Here is a 16,704-nt window from a genome sequence, read left to right on the forward strand (position 1 = left end):
TCGCGTGCGCACCGGAGAAATGCTACACGTTTCGCGCCGCCTCAGGCCACGGCCCGGTCCGCGCCCTGTGCCTGCCAGTGGCCGCTGACCAGGCCTTGGGGCTTGCGCGCGGCGCGCACCGTCGCGCAGTCTTCCCAGGCGTCCATCTGCACGCTCAGGCCCGCGTACACGCCATAGCCCGGGCCGGCGCAAATGTCGCTTTCGGCCTGCAGCGTTTCGCCGGCCTTGATCGCGCCGGCCGCGGAGATCGCGCCGCGCGCGCGAATGCCCCAGTCGGCCTGCAGATGCTTGCCGCAGTGCACATCGCCGCCCGCGTCTATGCCATGGCTGGCATGCACATTGCCGTGGGCCGTCAGCGGGCCGCCGCTGCGCAGGCTCTTGGCGCAGCGGATATCGCCTGCGACCTGCAGCTCCTGGCCGATCTGGCCTTCGCCGGTCAGCGTCAGATCGCCCTGGCAGTCCAGGCCCCAGCCGGTGCGCAGCTTCTCGCAGGACAGGCCGCCCTGGGTTTCTACGCTCCACGCGGCCTTGACGGTGCCGCCGGCTTGCAGCGCGCCGCCGCAGAAGATCGCGCCGCCGCTCAGAATGTCTTCACCCGCTTCCAGCCGCGCCGCGCGTATGCCCGCGCCGGCCTGCAGGCTGCGGCCCACGCGCAGCACGCCCGCGACGCGCACATCGCCGTGCACGATCACGCTGCCGGCGAACACCAGGGCCTCGGCTTCGAGGTGCTCGAGGTGCAGCTCGGCATCGGTGGGGCCGAACTGCGACAGCAGCCAGCAGGCGTCTTCGATGCGCCCGTCGCGCACCAGGTTGTCGAGCAGCAACTGGTAGTCGCGGCCCTCGTGCTGGTGGCGAATGAACCAGCGAAACCCTGCGGCGCAGGGGCTCTTGGCTTTGAGAAAATCTTTGGAAAATTCCATGACGGTCCGCAAACAATGGCGCGCAGTGCGTGCAGCGCTGCGCCAACGTGCAGCCAGGAAAGAACCCGGGTGGTTTTGGAAAGTCCTGGCGTGCTCCATGCAAAGGAGCTTGCAGCGCAAGCCCCTGTGGGGCCGTGCGGGAAGTCAGTCGGCCTGTGCCGTGGCCTGAGCTTTCCGCACGGCGGCGGAAAGCAGGGCCGTAAAGCCGCAGAGGCTGATGAAGGCCGTGGGAACGCCTGTATGCCCGGGCGCAGCCGCGCAGCGCTGCGCCACAGGCAGGGCCTGGTCAGCGGGCGAAGGGAAGGCGATGGGCATGGAAATGGCGGCAATCAGGAGGCGCAATTATCGCATCGCCGGCATTTCCCCGTGGCTGGAGGGCCTGGCGCGCATCCATGTAAAAACCTATATACAGCTCTGTCACGTGGCATCGCTACCCGCGCTTACCCGCAGATTCGTTAACATGACCCTCCCTTTTCACGCCGTGGCCCCCGGGCCCCGTGCTCCTGCGGTCAGGGGCTTGCTGGGCCGGTTGCCGGCCCGCGCGCGCCGACCGCGTTGATGATGGCAGAGACCTGAACATGAACTCCACTCCTCCCTCCTTCCTGTCGCGCATTGCGCTTGCCGTGAGCAGCTTCTTCGCCATCCTGGGCGATGCGCGTTTCGCGGCCAACGTCGCGCGGCTGCGCGGCGGTGAAGCGTTCGCGGCCGATGTGCCCGCGCCCGCAGCGGCGCCGGTCGCCGCAGCCCCTGCGCCCGTGGTGGCACCCGTCGCCGCGCCCGCGCCCGTCGCGCCCGCGCTGGCCTCCGAAACCAGCGCGCTGCAACTGCTGGGCCTGCTGCAGCGCGAAGCGCGCTTCGTCGACTTCGTGCAGGAAGACACCACGGGCTACAGCGATGCCGACATCGGCGCCGCGACGCGCGTGGTGCATGCGGGCTGCCGCAAGGTGCTGGCCGAGCATTTCACGCTCGAGCCGGTGCGCAGCGAAGCCGAAGGCAGCCGCGTGACGCTGGCCGAAGGCTTTGACGCCACGGCCGTGCGCCTCACGGGCAATGTCGTCGGCCAGGCGCCGTTCACCGGCACGCTGGGCCACCGCGGCTGGCGCGTGAGCGCCACGCGCCTGCCCCAGCTGACCGACGCCAAGGCGGCGAGCGTGGTTGCCCAGGCCGAGGTGGAACTGTGAGCGGCTCGCGTTACAGCATCGGCATCGATCTGGGCACCACGCACTGCGCGCTGTCGTGGGTCGATCAGCAGGCCAGCGACGGCGACCAGGTGGTCCATGGCGTGCTCGAGATTCCCCAGCTCACCGGCCCGGCCGCGGTCGAATCCAAGCCGCTGCTGCCCTCGTTTCTCTACTTGCCGCATGAAAGCGAACTCGCTCCCGGCGACCTGGCCCTGCCCTGGGGCGCGCAGCAAGATTTCGCCGTCGGCGAACTCGCGCGCACGCGCGGCGCGGCCACGCCGATTCGCCTGGTGAGCAGCGCCAAGAGTTGGCTGTGCCATCCGGGCGTGGACCGGCGCGCGCCGCTGCTGCCGGCCGACGCGCCCGCCGAAGTGCACCGCATCTCGCCGCTCACGGCGTCCATCCGCTATCTGTCGCACCTGCGCTGGGCCTGGGAGCAGGCCCACCCCGAAGCGCCATTTGATGCGCAGGACATCACGGTGACGATTCCCGCGTCGTTCGACCCGGCGGCGCGCGAACTCACGGCCGAGGCCGCGCGTGCGGCGGGCTTTCAGCAGCTGACGCTGCTGGAAGAGCCGCAGGCCGCGCTCTACAGCTGGATCCAGGGCAGCGCGGGCGACTGGCGCAAGCAGGTTCAGCCCGGCGATGTGATCCTGGTCGTCGACGTAGGCGGCGGCACCACCGATCTGTCGCTGATGGCGGTGCTCGAAAGCGCGGGCGAACTGAGCCTGCAGCGCGTCGCCGTGGGCGAACACATCCTGCTGGGCGGCGACAACATGGACCTGGCGCTCGCCTATGGCGTGGCGCGCAAGCTCGCGGCCGAAGGCCGGCAGCTCGATGCCTGGCAGACGCGCGCGCTGGCCCATGCCTGCCGCGCGGCCAAGGAAGCGCTGCTCAGCGATGCGTCGCTCGACAGCGTGCCCGTCGTCGTGCCCAGCCGCGGCTCCAAGCTGATCGGCGGCTCGGTGCGCACCGAAGTCACGCGCGCCGAACTCACGCAGATCCTGGTCGACGGCTTCTTCCCGCAAGTCGCGGCCAGCGACAAGCCGATCACGCGCGCGCGCGCCGCGCTGACCCAGCTGGGCCTGCCCTATGCGCAGGACGCTGCCGTCACGCGCCACCTCGCGGCCTTCCTGTCGCGCCAGGTGGGTGCCACCGAAGCCATCGAAGGCCTGCAGGGCACGCAGCCCGAAGGCGCGAGCTTCCTGCACCCTTCGGCCGTGCTGTTCAACGGCGGCGTGCTCAAGTCGGGCCTGATCGCCGAGCGCCTGCTGACGGTGCTCAACGGCTGGCTGGCAGCGGAAGGCGCGGCGCCCGCGCGGCTGCTCGGCGGTGCCGATCTCGATCTGGCCGTGGCGCGCGGCGCGGCCTATTTCGGCTATGTGCGCCAGGGCCGCGGCGTGCGCATCCGCGGCGGCGCCGCGCAGTCGTACTACGTGGGCGTCGAATCGAACATGCCCGCCATTCCCGGCATGGAGCCGCCGCTGTCGGCGCTGTGCCTGGCACCGTTCGGCATGGAAGAGGGCACGGAAGTGACGCTCGACGCGCAGGAGTTCGGTCTGGTCGTGGGCGAGCCCGTGCGGCTGCGCTTCTTCGGCTCGTCGACGCGCCGCAACGACCAGGTCGGCAGCCTGCTCGAGTTCTGGGGCCCCGAGGAACTGGTGGAGCTGCAGGAAATCGAAATCCATCTGCCGGCACAAGGCCGCGCACCGGGCGAAGTCGTCGCCGTGCGCCTGCATGCGAGCGTGACCGATATCGGTACGCTCGAATTGCACGCCGTGCCGCTGGGCAGCGAAGAGCGTTGGAAAGTCGAGTTCGACGTGCGCTCCGACAGCGCCGCGGGCTGATCGTAAGGCGAGCCATGGCACGCTACATCGTCGGCATAGACCTGGGCACCAGCCATACGCTGCTGGCCTATGCGCCGGCCGACGGCAGCGCGCCGGTCGCGCTGCTGCCGATAGCGCAGCGCGTGTCCACGGCCGAGATCGCGGCCGCGGCGCTGTTGCCTTCGCTGCGCTACCAGGCGGGCGAGAGCGAACTCGCGCCCGCGACCTGGCAGCAGCCTTGGCCGCCGCTGTTCGCCAGCGATGCCGCGCCCGCGTTGCTCGGGCGCTATGCCCAGGACCTGGGCGCGCAGGTGCCGGGCCGGCTGGTGAGCAGCGCCAAGAGCTGGCTGTCGCATGCGGGCGTGGACCGCTCGGCGCCCATTCTTCCCTGGGGCGCGCCCGAAGGCGTGCAGAAGATTTCGCCGCTGCAGGCCAGCGCGAGCTACCTGGCTCACCTGCGCGCGGCCTGGGATGCAGAGTTTCCCGCAGCGCCGCTCGCGCAGCAGGATCTGGTGCTCACTGTGCCCGCATCGTTCGACGAAGGCGCGCGCGCGCTCACGCTCGAAGCCGCGCAGCTGGCCGGCCTGCCGCCGCTGCGCCTGCTCGAAGAACCGCAGGCCGCGCTGCACGACTGGCTGCTGATGCAATCGGCCCAGGTCGGCGAGGCGCTGCAGGGCAGCGAATGGCTGCTGGTAGTCGACATCGGCGGCGGCACCACCGATCTGAGCCTGGTGCAAGTCACGTCTATCGACGGCCTGCCCGAACTCACGCGCCGCGGCGTGGGCGCGCACCTGATGCTCGGCGGCGACAACATGGATCTGGCGCTGGCCCATGGCCTCGAAGCCGAAATGGCCGCGCCCCAGCCGCGGCTGTCGGCCGCGCGCTTTGCGCAGCTGGTGCAGCGCTGCCGCGTCGCCAAGGAGCAGCTGCTCGCCGACGACGCGCCCGAAGCCGTCACGGTCACGCTGCTGGGCAGCGGCGCGCAGCTGATGGGCGGCGCGCGCTCGGCTGAACTCCGGCGTGCAACCGTGCAGCAGCAGCTGCTTGACGGCTTCTTCCCGCTGCAGCCGCGTTCCGCGCGGCCGCAGCAGCGCCAGGGCGGCCTGCTGGCCTGGGGCCTGCCCTATCCCGCGGATGCGGCCATCACGCGCCATATCGCGGCGTTTCTGGCCGCCCATGCCGAGCTGCTGGGGCCGCAAGGCGTGCCCGACAGCGTGCTGTTCAACGGCGGCGTGTTCCACAGCCCGGCGATCGCCCAGCGCGTGTTCGATCAACTGGTGCAATGGCGCGGCGCGCCGCTGCGCGTGCTGGTCAACGAGCACCCCGACTGGGCGGTGGCGCGCGGCGCCGTGGCCCATGGCCTGGAGCGCGCGCAGCGCGGCCGGCCCTCCCAGGCCTGTGCGGCGCCGCGCGGCCTGCGCATAGGCGGCGGCTCGGCGCGCAGCTATTTCCTGCGCCTGGACACCGACGACAGCCATCTGCGCGCGATCTGCATACTGCCCCAGGGCAGCGAAGAAGGCCTGGCCGTTCGCCTCGCAGTCCAGCGTTTTTCACTGCGCCTGGGCCAGGCCGTGCGCTTTCATCTGCTCGCCTCGACCGCGACGGGCCAGGTGGCGGCCGGCGAGGTGCGCGATCTTCAAGGCGAGGAGCTGGTGCATCTGCCGCCGCTCACGGCCGTGCTGCCCGCGCCTGCGGGCCGCGAACGCGCCCAGGTCGAAGTGATGCTGCAGGCGACGATGACCGAAGTCGGCACGCTCGAAGTGCAATGTGTGGCCGTGCAGGACCCGGCGCAGAACTGGCCCTTGGTCTTCGCCGTGCGTGGTGAGGCCGATGCCTCGACGCAGGCGCCGGAAAGTGCGGCCGCTGCCGCTTTGGCGCGCGCGATCGCGCAGATCGAGCGCGTGTTCGGCAGCCAGGACCAGAGCGTGGCGACCAAGGAAGTGAAACAGCTGCGCGCGGCACTCGAGAAGCTACTGGGCGCGCGCGAAAGCTGGGACCTCGCGCTGCTGCGCACGCTGTTCGACGCGCTGCTGGCGCGCGCGCGGCGCCGCCGGCGCACGCCCGAGCACGAGCGCAGCTGGCTCAATCTCGCGGGCTACTGCCTGCGCCCCGGCGTGGGCGCGCAGCTCGACGACTGGCGCATCGCCCAGGTCTGGGCGCTGCACGACCAAGGCATCGCCCACCCGCAGGACAGCGGCAATTGGGCCGAATGGTGGATCTTCTGGCGCCGCGCGGCGGCCGGTCTTTCCGAAGCCCAGCAGATGCAATTGCTTGAAGATGTCGCCGGCCATATGCAGCAGGCAGGCCAGCGTGCGCAGGGCAAGTCTTCGGCGCTGGGCAGCTACGACGACATGGTGCGGCTGTTCGCGGTGCTCGAAAACGTTCCCTGGGTCTACCGGCTCGAAATGGGCCAGTGGATGCTGGACCGCCTGGGCAAGCCCGGCGAATCGCTGCAGACCTGGTGGGCGCTGGGGCGCATCTGCAGCCGCGTTCCGCAAAGCCCTGCGGGCGCGCACCAGATCATTCCGCCCGAGCAGCTCGATCCCTTCCTCGCTGCGGTGCTGGCCCAGGACTGGCGCCACAACGACAGCGCGATGTTCGCCGCCGTGCAGATGGCGCGCATGACCGGCGACCGCGCGCGCGATCTGAGCGACGCCCAGCGCGCGCCGGTCATCGCCAGGCTCGCGCAGCAGCGCGCGCCCGAGAACTGGCAGGCGATGGTGGCCAGCGTGGTCGAACTCGATGCGGCCGAGCAGCGGCGCAGCTTCGGCGAAAGCCTGCCGCCGGGCTTGGTGCTGATCGTGGGCTGACCCCCGCTCAGGCCGCGTTGGGATTGTTCTTGGGGTCCAGCCGGCGCGCCTCGGTATTGCGCGCATCGGTGTCTTTTTGTCCGCTGACGACGTCGGCATGCGCCTGGCGCATCTTCTCGCTGGGCGCGCCATGCGTCATGTCGACCGACTCGTCGCGCTCGTGCGGCAGCTTGGGCGCGTCGCTAGGCTCACCGTCTTCGCGTTCTGTGGTGTCCACGCTGCGCGGCGCATCGATGGTGTCGGTAGGCGTGGGAGTCTTCTGTGGAGTCTGGGGCTTGGTCATGGTTTTATCCTTTGCACGGGGAGCAGGTCCCCATGCTAGGCCGGCTGCCGCGACCCGCCTGTAGGCCGTAGCCGTTACGCCGCGGCCTACTTCTTCACCGGAATCGGCGTGCTGCGCGGCACGGGCACGGCCGTGACGCTGTTTTGCGGCGAGCCTTCGATCACGCGGTCGGAGTAGGTCATGTAGACCAGCGTGTTGCGCGGCACGTCGAGCATGCGCACCACGCGCAGACGCTTGAACAGCAGCGAGGCGCGCTCGCTGTAGACCTCTTCCTGCTGGGGCAGCGGGGCGCTGATCGTGATGGCGCCGGTCTGGTGGCAGCTGATCGAGGCTTCGGCGCGGTCTTCGGCCAGGCCCAGCCCGCCCTTGATGCCGCCGGTCTTGGCGCGCGAGACATAGCAGGTCACGCCAGCCACCTTGGGGTCGTCATAGGCGTCGACCACGATCTTGTGGTCGGGGCCTATGAACTTGAAGACGGTGTCGACCGAACCAATGGTTTCGGTCTGGGCGGCGCCGCAGCCGGCCAGGGCAAGAATCAGCAGGGCTTTGAGCGTTTTGTTGGGCATGGCGGGCAGAAATGAAAAAAGGGGGCAGTGCCCCCTTTGTACCATTCGCGCCGGCGTTCAGGGCGTTGCGCTGTCCGCGGCGTCGTCCACATGCTTTTGCAAGTGGGCCAGCGCGAGTTCGACCTGGTCGATCAGCACCAGGCACAGATCGCCGGGCTGCAGGCGCGCGAGCGCGTGGTCGATGGCGACGAATTCGCCCTGGATCTCGGTCACATAGCTGGTGCGCGTCGCGCCGGTCAGGCCCTGCTGCAGCAGGCGCAGCACTTCGCCGTCTTCACGGCCGCGCTGGCAGGCGTCCTGGTACAGCACGACATCGTCAAATGCCTTGCCCAGGATCTTGGTCTGCTCGCTGATGTCCTGGTCGCGGCGGTCGCCCGCGCCGCTGATGACCACGCTGCGTTTCTTGGCCGGCATGGCTTCGACGGCCTGGACCAGCGCGCGCATCGCGTCGGGGTTGTGGCCGTAGTCGGCGATGATCGTCGCACCGCGGTAGTCCATCACGTTGAAGCGGCCGGGTGCGTTGTCGCTGTCGTTGACAAAGCCCGACAGGCCGCGGCGAATGGTTTCCCAGGGCAGGTTCGCGCCCCAGGCCGCGGCCGTCGCGGCCATCACGTTCTCGACCTGGAAGCCTATGGTGCCGGCACGTGTGATCGGCACGTCGCGCAGCGAAATGGTCTCGCGCCACGAGCCTTCGGCGGCGACGATGTTGTCGCCGTCGACATAGACCACGCGGTTGCCCTGGGCGCGGTGCGTGGCCATCACGGGGTGGTGGCGGTCGGCCGCGAAGTAGATGATCTTGCCGGGGCACACGCTGGCCATGGCCGCGACATGGGGGTCGATCGCGTTGAGCACGCCATAGCCCGTGGGCGCGACGTTCTGCACGATCACGCGCTTGAGCACGGCGAGGTCTTCGACGGTGGTGATGAAGTTCAGGCCGAGGTGGTCGCCTTCGCCCACATTGGTCACGACGGCGACCTGGCAGCGGTCGAAGCCCAGGCCTTCGCGCAGAATGCCGCCGCGCGCGCACTCGAGCACGGCAGCGTCGACTTCGGGGTGGGCCAGCACGTTGCGCGCGCTGCGCGGGCCCGAGCAGTCACCGCTGTCGATCTGGCGGCCGTTGACATAGACGCCGTCGGTGTTGGTCATGCCCACGCGCAGGCCATGGGCCGCGAACAGGTGGCCGATGATGCGCGCGGTCGTGGTCTTGCCGTTGGTGCCGGTCACGGCGATCACGGGAATGCGGCCGTCCTGGCCGTGGGCGAACAGTTGGTCGACCATGGGCACGCCCACATGGCGCGGCTTGCCGAACGAGGGCGCGAGGTGCATGCGCAGGCCGGGCGCGGCGTTGACTTCGACCACGCCGCCGTTTTGCTCTTCGAGCGGGCGCAGCATGGTTTCGCAGACCACGTCGACGCCGCAGATGTGCAGGCCTATGGTCTGCGCGGCTTCGATCGCGCGTGCCGCGATTTCGGGGTGCACGTCATCGGTCACGTCGGTGGCGCTGCCGCCGGTCGACAGGTTGGCGTTGTTGCGCAGCACCACGCGCTGGCCCTGGGCGGGAACGGAATCGGGCGTCAGGCCTTCGGCCGCGATATGCGCGACCGCGATGTCGTCGAGGCGGATCTTGGTCAGCGCCGTGCCATGGCCCGAGCCGCGGCGCGGGTCGAGGTTGACGGTGTCGACCAGTTCGCGCACCGTGTGCTGGCCGTCGCCCAGCACCTGGGGCGGCTCGCGGCGCGCGGCGGCGACCAGCTGGTCGCCGACGACCAGCAGGCGGAAGTCATGGCCGGGCAGGAAGCGTTCGACCATCACCGTGCCGTATTTTTCGGCCGAAGCGTAGGCGGCGGCGAGCTGGCTGCGCTCGGTCAGGTTGACCGTGACGCCCTTGCCCTGGTTGCCGTCCTGGGGCTTGACCACGACCGGCAGACCGACTTCGAGCGCGACTTCCCAGGCTTCATCGACCGATTCAACGGGGCGGCCCAGCGGCACGGGCACGCCGGCCGAGTGCAGCAGGCGTTTGGTCAGGTCCTTGTCCTGGGCGATGGATTCAGCGACGGCGCTGGTGTTGTCGAGTTCGGCGGCCTGGATGCGGCGCGCCTTCGCGCCCCAGCCCAGCTGCACCAGCGAGCCCGAAGTCAGGCGGCGAAACGGAATGCCGCGCGCCACGGCGGCGTCGACGATGGCGCCCGTGGAGGGGCCGATGCGCTCGTCTTCATCGAGTTCGCGCAAGGCGGTGATCGCGGCTTCGGCGTCGAAGGCGGTGTCGTTCAGCGCGGCCTGCACCAGTTCCAGCGCCTTTTGCACGGCCTGCTTGCCCACGGCTTCCTCGGTGTACTCGACGACCACCTGGAAGGTGCCGTTTTCCAGCGTCTCATGCGTGCGGCTGAACGTCACCGGGCAGCCGGCCTGGGCCTGCAGCGACAGCGCCGCGACTTCGAGCACATGGGCCAGCGACAGCCGCTGGTCGGCGCCATGCGGCTGCAGCGGCGCGATGGTCGGGAAGCGCGCGCGCAGCTTCTCCTCGAAGCCGGCGATCGAGGTATAGCACTGCTCGTTGTCTTCGCACTGCACGATGGCTTCGATGGCGGTGCTGCGGGTCCAGAGATTCGGGCCACGCAAGGCGCGGATGCGGGTGATCTGCATATTCGGTTCTTTCAGATGGCGGGCTGGCGCGGGGCCAGCCGGGCATGCATGTCGTCGTGGTTTGCGTGAAATCAGTTGCTGTATTCGAAGGTCTTGATACCGGCGCCGATCAGATCGGGCGAGATATCGAGCGCCCAGGCCGTGGCGATCGCGGCCAGCAGCGCCGGCGTGTCGGGGCGCTTGCCGCCGGGCAGTGCGAGCGCGTCCAGCGTGCCCAGCACGCGTTCCTGCGCGCCCGTGGCCAGCACCACATTGTTGCCCTTGACGAACACGGCGCGGCCGCCTTCGTTGTCCTGGCGGTGGGCTGCAACCACGGCGTTGGCGGCGTCCAGCGAGTACAGAATGACTTCGCCGTCGCTCAGTTCGGCCAGATCGGCGACTTCGGCCAGGTCGGCATTGAGCACGCCCGCGCCATGGCTCAGCACCACGTCGACCTGCGTGCGGATCACGCGGCGCATCTGGCCGGCTTCGAGCACGTCGTGGTCGGCCAGCGTTTCGTAGCCGTCCATGTCGGTGACCACGCCGATCAGGCAGCGGTCATAGGCCAGGCCTTCTTCCAGAATGGAACGCGGCGTGGTCTGGATCACCGCGGCTTCGGCCAGGCGGTTGGTCAGCAGGCGGTGGGCGCCGGCCCAGTTGGCGGTATCGGTCTTCTGCGTCTGGCGGTTGGCCAGGAACATGCCTTCGCTGCTGGCCACGCCCGTGCGCTTGCCCGACAGCTGCAGCAGCCAGCCGACAAGGCGGGCGATGAACGCGTTCTCGCGCGTGCCGACGATGCCGACGACGGGAATGCGGCCCGCGTCGCGGTCTTCCTCGGTGCGCGGGAACAGGTGGTCGGCAATCGCCATGCCCACGGGGCGCGGCGCGCCGTTGGTCGGCTTCAGATGCATCAGCAGGCCCGGGCCGGCGTTGACTTCGAGGATGGCGCCCTGGCCCTGCATGGGCTGGGAAACGTCCTTGAGAATCATGTCCATGCCCGCGATGTCGAGGCCCACGATCTTCGCGGCCAGCGTCGCGTAGTACGCCACGTCGGGGTGCACGTCGTCGGTGCAGTCGATCGCCATGTTGCCGTTGCGCTGCAGCAGCACTGCCTGGCCCTTGGGAATCACGGATTCGGCGCTGACGTTCTGGCGGTTCAGTTCGAGCTTCACGGCGCCGGCCTGCAGATTGATCCAGTCGAGCGGGAATTCCTGCTCGGGGCCGCGGCGTGGGTCCTGGTTGAGCACTTCGACCAGCTGGCCCAAAGTGGCCGTGCCGTTGCCATAGACGCTGACGGTCTCGCCCTTGGTCGCGGCGACGACCTTGCCGCCGACCACCAGAATGCGGTGCTCGACGCCGTCGATGAACTTCTCGACGATCACGTCCGAGCCTTCGGGCTGGGCCAGCGCGAACGCGGTCTTGATGTCGGCTTCGTTGTACAGCTCCAGCGTCACGCCGCGCGCATGGTTGCCGTCGGAAGGCTTGACGGTCACGGGCGTGCCGATTTCCTGCGCGACTTCCCAGGCTTCCTCGGGGCTGTTGACCACCTGGCCTTCGGGCACGGGCACGCCGCAGGCGGCGAGCAGGCGCTTGGTGAAGTCCTTGTCCTGGGCAATGCCTTCGGCGATGGCGCTGGTCTGGTCCGACTCCGCGGTCCAGATACGGCGCTGGGCGGCGCCGTAGCCGAGCTGCACCAGGTTGCCGTCATTGAGGCGGATGTGCGGAATGCGGCGCTCGCTCGCGGCGTCGACGATGCAGCCGGTCGACGGGCCGAGGTAGCGGTCGTTGATCGCGGTCTTGATCGCGTGGATCGCGGGCTTGAGGTCGAAAGGCTGGTCGTTGATCGCCGCCATCAGCAGCTTGTGGCCCATTTCGAGCGCCACGCGTGCCACGGCTTCCTCGGGGCAGCGGAACACCATGCGGTACACGCCGGCCTTGGAGATTTCACGCGTCTGGCCGAACTCGGCGGGCAGGCCTGCCAGATTCAGCAGCTCGATGATCACGTGCTCGAGCACATGGCCCATCCAGGTGCCGCCTTCGAGGCGCTGAATGAAGCCGCCGCGCTCGCCGACACCGCAGGTGTGCTCGATCAGGTCGGGCAGCCAGGTGGTCAGGCGTTCGTTGAGGCCGGGAATCTTGTTGGACGGGTATTCTTCGAGCTCACCCAGATCCAGCCACACCTCCAGCACGGGCCTATAGGTCCAGACACTGGGGCCACGCAGGAAGGTTGTACGCAAGAGTTGGATGTCGTTGAGTTTCGCCATGTCATTCAGCGGGTAAGAAAGTGGGAGAACAGGAATTTCACATTCCTGCCCAAGAATGAAAGGCATTGTGCCGCTTGTCAGCCTAATCGAAGGCTCGCGCGTTGAGCAATGAGTAACGAGCGTCGGGCACTGCCAGGTTTACCATGCCGATGCGGTAGTCGGTATGACTCTTGGAGCCGCCAGCGGCGGAGGAAAATAATTCAACATGCAACATCACCATACTGTGGACGCTTCGGCAGTCTTTGCCGGCCCTCTGGGGAACGAACTGCGAGCAAGGCTCGCTTCTGATGAGAACGTTCTAGCCATCGTCCCGGTTGACCTGAGTGCTGATCTGCAGTTTGGCAATGGTCTATTGGCCCTGACGCAAGAAAGGTTGCGGGTCTGCGATCCCAAGACCCACCAGTGGAGTGAGTGGACACTGACCGTTGATCAGAGCCTGCGCCTGCACGACCATGGCGGTGTCGGCCATCTCGAGTTGCACAACCACGACGCGCGCCTGGCCCATTGGTTCGTCACGCTGAGCCACCAGGCCGCGATGGTGCTGCTGCAGCAGCAGTTCGACCGCCAGCGCGAGCGCATCGCGCGCCAGCAGGCCTACAGCGCGGTCGAAGACGAGGAAACCGCGCATTGCCCGGTCTGCCACGCCACCTTGCCGCCCAATACCGACGACTGCCCGGCCTGTGCGCGCCAGCAGGCGCCGCAGACCTCGACCTGGGTGCTGCTGCGCCTGTGGCGCTTCGCCAAGCCCTACCAGGGCCAGCTGCTGCTGGGCTTTCTGCTGACGCTGGCGACCACCTGCGCCCAGCTGGTCGCGCCCTACCTGACCATTCCGCTGATGGACAAGATCCTGATCCCGTTCCAGAACGGCGAGAAGATCGACTCCGGTCTGGTCGCGTTCTACCTGAGCGCGCTGCTGATTTCGGCGCTGCTCGCCTGGGCCCTGGGCTGGGCGCGCACCTTCGTGCTCGCCAAGGTTTCGGAGCGCATAGGCGCCAACCTGCGCACCACCACCTACAACCACTTGCTGACGCTGTCGCTCGACTACTACGGCAGCAAGCGCACGGGCGACCTGATGGCGCGCATCGGTGCCGAAACCGACCGCATCAACCTCTTTCTGTCGCTCAACGCTCTCGATTTCGTCACCGACGTGCTGATGATCGTGATGACTTCGGTGATCCTGTTCTCCATCAATCCCTGGCTCGCGCTGGTGACGCTGGTGCCGCTGCCGTTCATCGCCTGGATGATCCACACCGTGCGCGACCGCCTGCGCACCGGCTTCGAGAAGATAGACCGTGTCTGGTCCGAAGTCACCAACGTGCTCGCCGACACCATTCCCGGCATCCGCGTTGTCAAGGCCTTCGCCCAGGAAAAGCGCGAGGCCGCACGCTTCGACGAAGCCAACCAGATCAACCTGCAGGCCAACGACAAGGTTAACAAGACCTGGTCGCTGTTCACTCCCACGGTCACGCTGCTGACCGAAATCGGCCTGCTGATCGTCTGGGGCTTCGGCATCTACCTGGTCGCCGACGGCTCTATCACCGTCGGTGTGCTCACGGCCTTCATCGCCTACATCGGCCGCTTCTACACGCGCCTCGACTCGATGAGCCGCATCGTCTCGGTCACGCAGAAGGCCGCGGCCGGCGCCAAGCGCATCTTCGACATCCTCGACCACGTGAGCAACGTGCCCCAGCCCGCCAATCCCGTGAAGATGGACAAGGTCCAGGGCGCGATCACCATGAAGGACGTGGGTTTCCGCTACGGCAGCCGCAGCGTGATCAAGCACCTCGACCTGGAAATCCGCCCCGGCGAAATGATCGGTCTGGTCGGCCACAGCGGCTCGGGCAAGAGCACGCTGGTCAACCTGATCTGCCGCTTCTTCGACGTCTCGGCGGGCTCCATCCAGCTCGACGGCGTCGACGTGCGCCGCATCTCGGTGTCCGACTACCGGCGCAACATCGGCCTGGTGCTGCAGGAGCCGTTCCTGTTCTTCGGCACCATCGCCGAGAACATCGCCTATGGCAAGCCCGAGGCCACGCGCGCCGAAATCGTCGCCGCGGCACGCGCCGCGCACGCCCACGAATTCATCCTGCGACTGCCCCAGGGCTATGACTCGCTGGTCGGCGAGCGCGGCCAGAGCCTGTCGGGCGGCGAGCGCCAGCGCATCAGCATCGCGCGCGCGCTGCTGATCGACCCGCGCATCCTGATCCTCGACGAAGCGACTTCGGCCGTCGACACCGAGACCGAGAAGGAAATCCAGAAGGCGCTCGACAACCTGGTGCAGGGCCGCACCACCATCGCCATCGCCCACCGTCTGTCGACGCTGCGCAAGGCCGACCGCCTGGTCGTGATGGACCGCGGCGAAATCGTCGAAGTCGGCCCACACGACGAACTCATCGCGCTGCGCGGTGCCTACTGGCGGCTCTACGAAGCCCAGGCGCGCCGCGCCGAAGAAGATGCGCAGGCCGCGGGCCTGGTGCTGCAAACCACGCTGATCAAGGACTGATGCCATGGCTGACACATTGGATATGACCCCGCTGAACCTGCAGGTGCGGCGCGACGCCCATGGCTGCCTGGTCCTGACGCTGGCCGACGGCAGCGAGCATGTGGGCGTGGTGCCGGTGCGCGCGTTTCCCATGGCCGCGCCCGAAGAGGGCCTGTCGCTGATGCGCACCGATGGCAAGGAAGCGCTGTGGGTCGCGCACATGAGCCTGCTGCCCCAGGCCGCGCGCGTGCTGATCGAGCAGGACCTCGCGGTGCGCGAATTCGTGCCGACCATTCTCAAGATCCGCAGCGTTTCGAGCTTTTCCACGCCCAGCACCTGGGAGGTCGACACCGACCGCGGCGCCACCCAACTGGTGCTCAAGGCCGAGGAAGACATTCGCAAGCTCCACGGCCGCACGCGGCTGCGCATCGCGGGCAGCGACGGCGTGCAGTTCGCCGTGCCCGACACCACGGCGCTGGACCGCCCTTCGCAGCGTTTGCTCGAGCGATTTCTATAGCAGTCAGGCCATATGGGGCCTGGGTTTTGGCAGGATCCGAAAAATCTCTGTAAAAAAGAGCAGTTTTTTTGCAGAAATTCCTTTATTTTTGGCTGGCAATGCCGATCAAGCTACGAAGGCGGGAAGTTTCCGCCCCCGCCACTAGTTTTGAGCCACCGAAGGATCCATCATGTCAATCACACCTGTCGATCGATCGTCTGTCTGGCGACCTTCGGGCGCTGATTTGTATTCCACGGGCGCGTCCGGCGCCGTGCCAGTGCGCCCCATCAACCCCGTGAACGCGATCGAATCCACCGACCGCCTGGGCGAGGGCGCGATCGTGCGCGAACCCGACAAGCCTTCGGCACCCGACCAGGGCAACCGCGACTGGACGGCCGTCGAAGAGAAAAAGCAGGTCGAGGAAGTCGAGGAGCCGCCCAAGGAGCCTATCCACAAGCAGCTGATCGAGCATTTCCAGTCGCTGTGGCTGGCGAGCGCACGCGTGGTCGACCAGGCGCAGCAGATCAGCCAGACCGACGAAGCCGAGCGCAACAAACTGATCGTCAAGGACGAGCCGCTGACCTACTCCGAGCCCAAGACCAAGCGTACACGCGGATTGTAAAAGCACCCCCTGAGCCGCTTACGCCGGAGGGCCGGCCCCGGCTTCCCCCTCTCAACCTTCGGTGTAGGGGGGCGGCCGGCCAGGCACGGCACCCTCGCTGCGGGGCGGCCCTTGCTCGGTGCCCCCCACGCGTGTGACACGCTGGCTGCAAGCGCCGTATCCGTTCGTGGTGAGCTTCCCTGGCCGGGCGCGTCGAACCATGAACGGCCTACGCTCAAAAAACGGAATTACTTCTTGTCCACCTGCTCCGCCGCCGCCTTCGCCGCGCGCTCGGCCCGGTATTGCACGGCGAACACTTCGACTTCCTCGAACGACACAAAGCCGTCCTTGTCGGTATCGGCGGTGTCGAACGCCGCGGCCAGGCGCGGGAACAGCGCGACTTCAGTGCGGCTGAGCTTGCCGTCCTTGTTGAAGTCGAGCAGCTGAAAATCGCGTCTGGCCTTGATTTCGCCTTTGGTCAGCGGCGTCGCAGCATCGGGCGCCGCAGGAGTTTCGGCCAGCGTCAGGCCGCAAGCGGTCAGCAGCACCAGGCCGCACAGCAGTCCGGCCGCGCGCTGCTGCAGGGAAAGAGGGAAATAGGAATTTGCCATGCGAACCATGGTGCCATGGCGCGCCGTTGTGCGCCCGGGCCG

At 68.0% G+C, this 16,704-nt stretch carries 13 protein-coding genes; 6 read left to right on the top strand and 7 right to left on the bottom strand.

The genetic code is table 11. The annotated features are described in order from the left end of the window. Positions 1–41: 41 nt before the first annotated feature. Complete coding sequence (locus KHY18_RS06290) at positions 42–920, bottom strand: hypothetical protein (protein WP_213295804.1); 879 nt, start codon at positions 918–920, stop codon at positions 42–44. A 144-nt stretch (positions 921–1,064) separates the two neighbouring features. Further along, positions 1,065–1,235 carry a hypothetical protein gene (locus KHY18_RS06295; protein ID WP_213295940.1) on the bottom strand — a complete coding sequence of 57 codons (171 nt, stop codon included), beginning with the start codon at positions 1,233–1,235 and terminating at the stop codon, positions 1,065–1,067. A 263-nt stretch (positions 1,236–1,498) separates the two neighbouring features. On the opposite strand from KHY18_RS06295, the gene KHY18_RS06300 reads away from it, so the two are divergent. Genes KHY18_RS06300 through KHY18_RS06310 form a run of 3 tightly spaced genes read left to right on the top strand, consistent with a single transcriptional unit; the run spans position 1,499 to position 6,737 of the window. After that, on the top strand, positions 1,499–2,101 hold the full coding sequence (locus KHY18_RS06300; RefSeq protein WP_213295811.1) for a DUF2760 domain-containing protein: 603 nt from the start codon (positions 1,499–1,501) through the stop codon (positions 2,099–2,101). Then, entirely contained in the window at positions 2,098–3,948 is a 1,851-nt protein-coding gene (locus KHY18_RS06305) for an Hsp70 family protein (protein ID WP_213295814.1), read from the top strand. Before KHY18_RS06300 ends, KHY18_RS06305 begins: the two co-directional genes overlap by 4 nt. A 14-nt stretch (positions 3,949–3,962) precedes the next feature. Beyond that, complete coding sequence (locus KHY18_RS06310) at positions 3,963–6,737, top strand: Hsp70 family protein (RefSeq protein ID WP_213295818.1); 2,775 nt, start codon at positions 3,963–3,965, stop codon at positions 6,735–6,737. 7 nt (positions 6,738–6,744) lie between these two features. Here KHY18_RS06310 and KHY18_RS06315 read toward each other — a convergent pair whose 3' ends face one another. The 4 genes from KHY18_RS06315 to KHY18_RS06330 form a co-directional block, all read right to left on the bottom strand. Continuing rightward, positions 6,745–7,020, bottom strand: a complete 276-nt coding sequence (locus tag KHY18_RS06315; RefSeq protein WP_213295822.1) for a hypothetical protein — start codon at positions 7,018–7,020, stop codon at positions 6,745–6,747. Positions 7,021–7,106: 86 nt separating this feature from the next. Further along, on the bottom strand, positions 7,107–7,586 hold the full coding sequence (locus KHY18_RS06320) for a CreA family protein (RefSeq protein WP_213295827.1): 480 nt from the start codon (positions 7,584–7,586) through the stop codon (positions 7,107–7,109). Positions 7,587–7,643: 57 nt separating this feature from the next. After that, positions 7,644–10,229, bottom strand: coding sequence for a cyanophycin synthetase (gene cphA / locus KHY18_RS06325; protein ID WP_213295830.1), 2,586 nt, complete (start codon positions 10,227–10,229; stop codon positions 7,644–7,646). A gap of 71 nt (positions 10,230–10,300) precedes the next feature. Beyond that, on the bottom strand, positions 10,301–12,472 hold the full coding sequence (locus tag KHY18_RS06330; RefSeq protein ID WP_213295832.1) for a cyanophycin synthetase: 2,172 nt from the start codon (positions 12,470–12,472) through the stop codon (positions 10,301–10,303). 205 nt (positions 12,473–12,677) lie between these two features. Here KHY18_RS06330 and KHY18_RS06335 point away from each other — a divergent pair, with 205 nt between their 5' ends. The 3 genes from KHY18_RS06335 to KHY18_RS06345 all read left to right on the top strand — a co-directional run bounded on the left by KHY18_RS06335 (position 12,678) and on the right by KHY18_RS06345 (position 16,072). Then, on the top strand, positions 12,678–14,975 hold the full coding sequence (locus KHY18_RS06335) for a cyanophycin metabolism-associated ABC transporter (protein ID WP_213295835.1): 2,298 nt from the start codon (positions 12,678–12,680) through the stop codon (positions 14,973–14,975). Positions 14,976–14,979: 4 nt separating this feature from the next. Next, positions 14,980–15,471 carry a cyanophycin metabolism-associated DUF1854 family protein gene (locus KHY18_RS06340; RefSeq protein WP_213295837.1) on the top strand — a complete coding sequence of 164 codons (492 nt, stop codon included), beginning with the start codon at positions 14,980–14,982 and terminating at the stop codon, positions 15,469–15,471. A gap of 169 nt (positions 15,472–15,640) precedes the next feature. Continuing rightward, positions 15,641–16,072 (top strand): hypothetical protein, encoded by a 432-nt coding sequence (locus KHY18_RS06345; RefSeq protein ID WP_213295839.1) that lies wholly within the window; start codon positions 15,641–15,643, stop codon positions 16,070–16,072. 227 nt (positions 16,073–16,299) lie between these two features. Here KHY18_RS06345 and KHY18_RS06350 read toward each other — a convergent pair whose 3' ends face one another. Continuing rightward, complete coding sequence (locus KHY18_RS06350) at positions 16,300–16,662, bottom strand: EF-hand domain-containing protein (RefSeq protein ID WP_249728951.1); 363 nt, start codon at positions 16,660–16,662, stop codon at positions 16,300–16,302. Positions 16,663–16,704: the final 42 nt, after the last annotated feature.

This window comes from Acidovorax sp. CCYZU-2555 (assembly GCF_018413525.1).
Lineage (GTDB): Bacteria > Pseudomonadota > Gammaproteobacteria > Burkholderiales > Burkholderiaceae_C > Comamonas.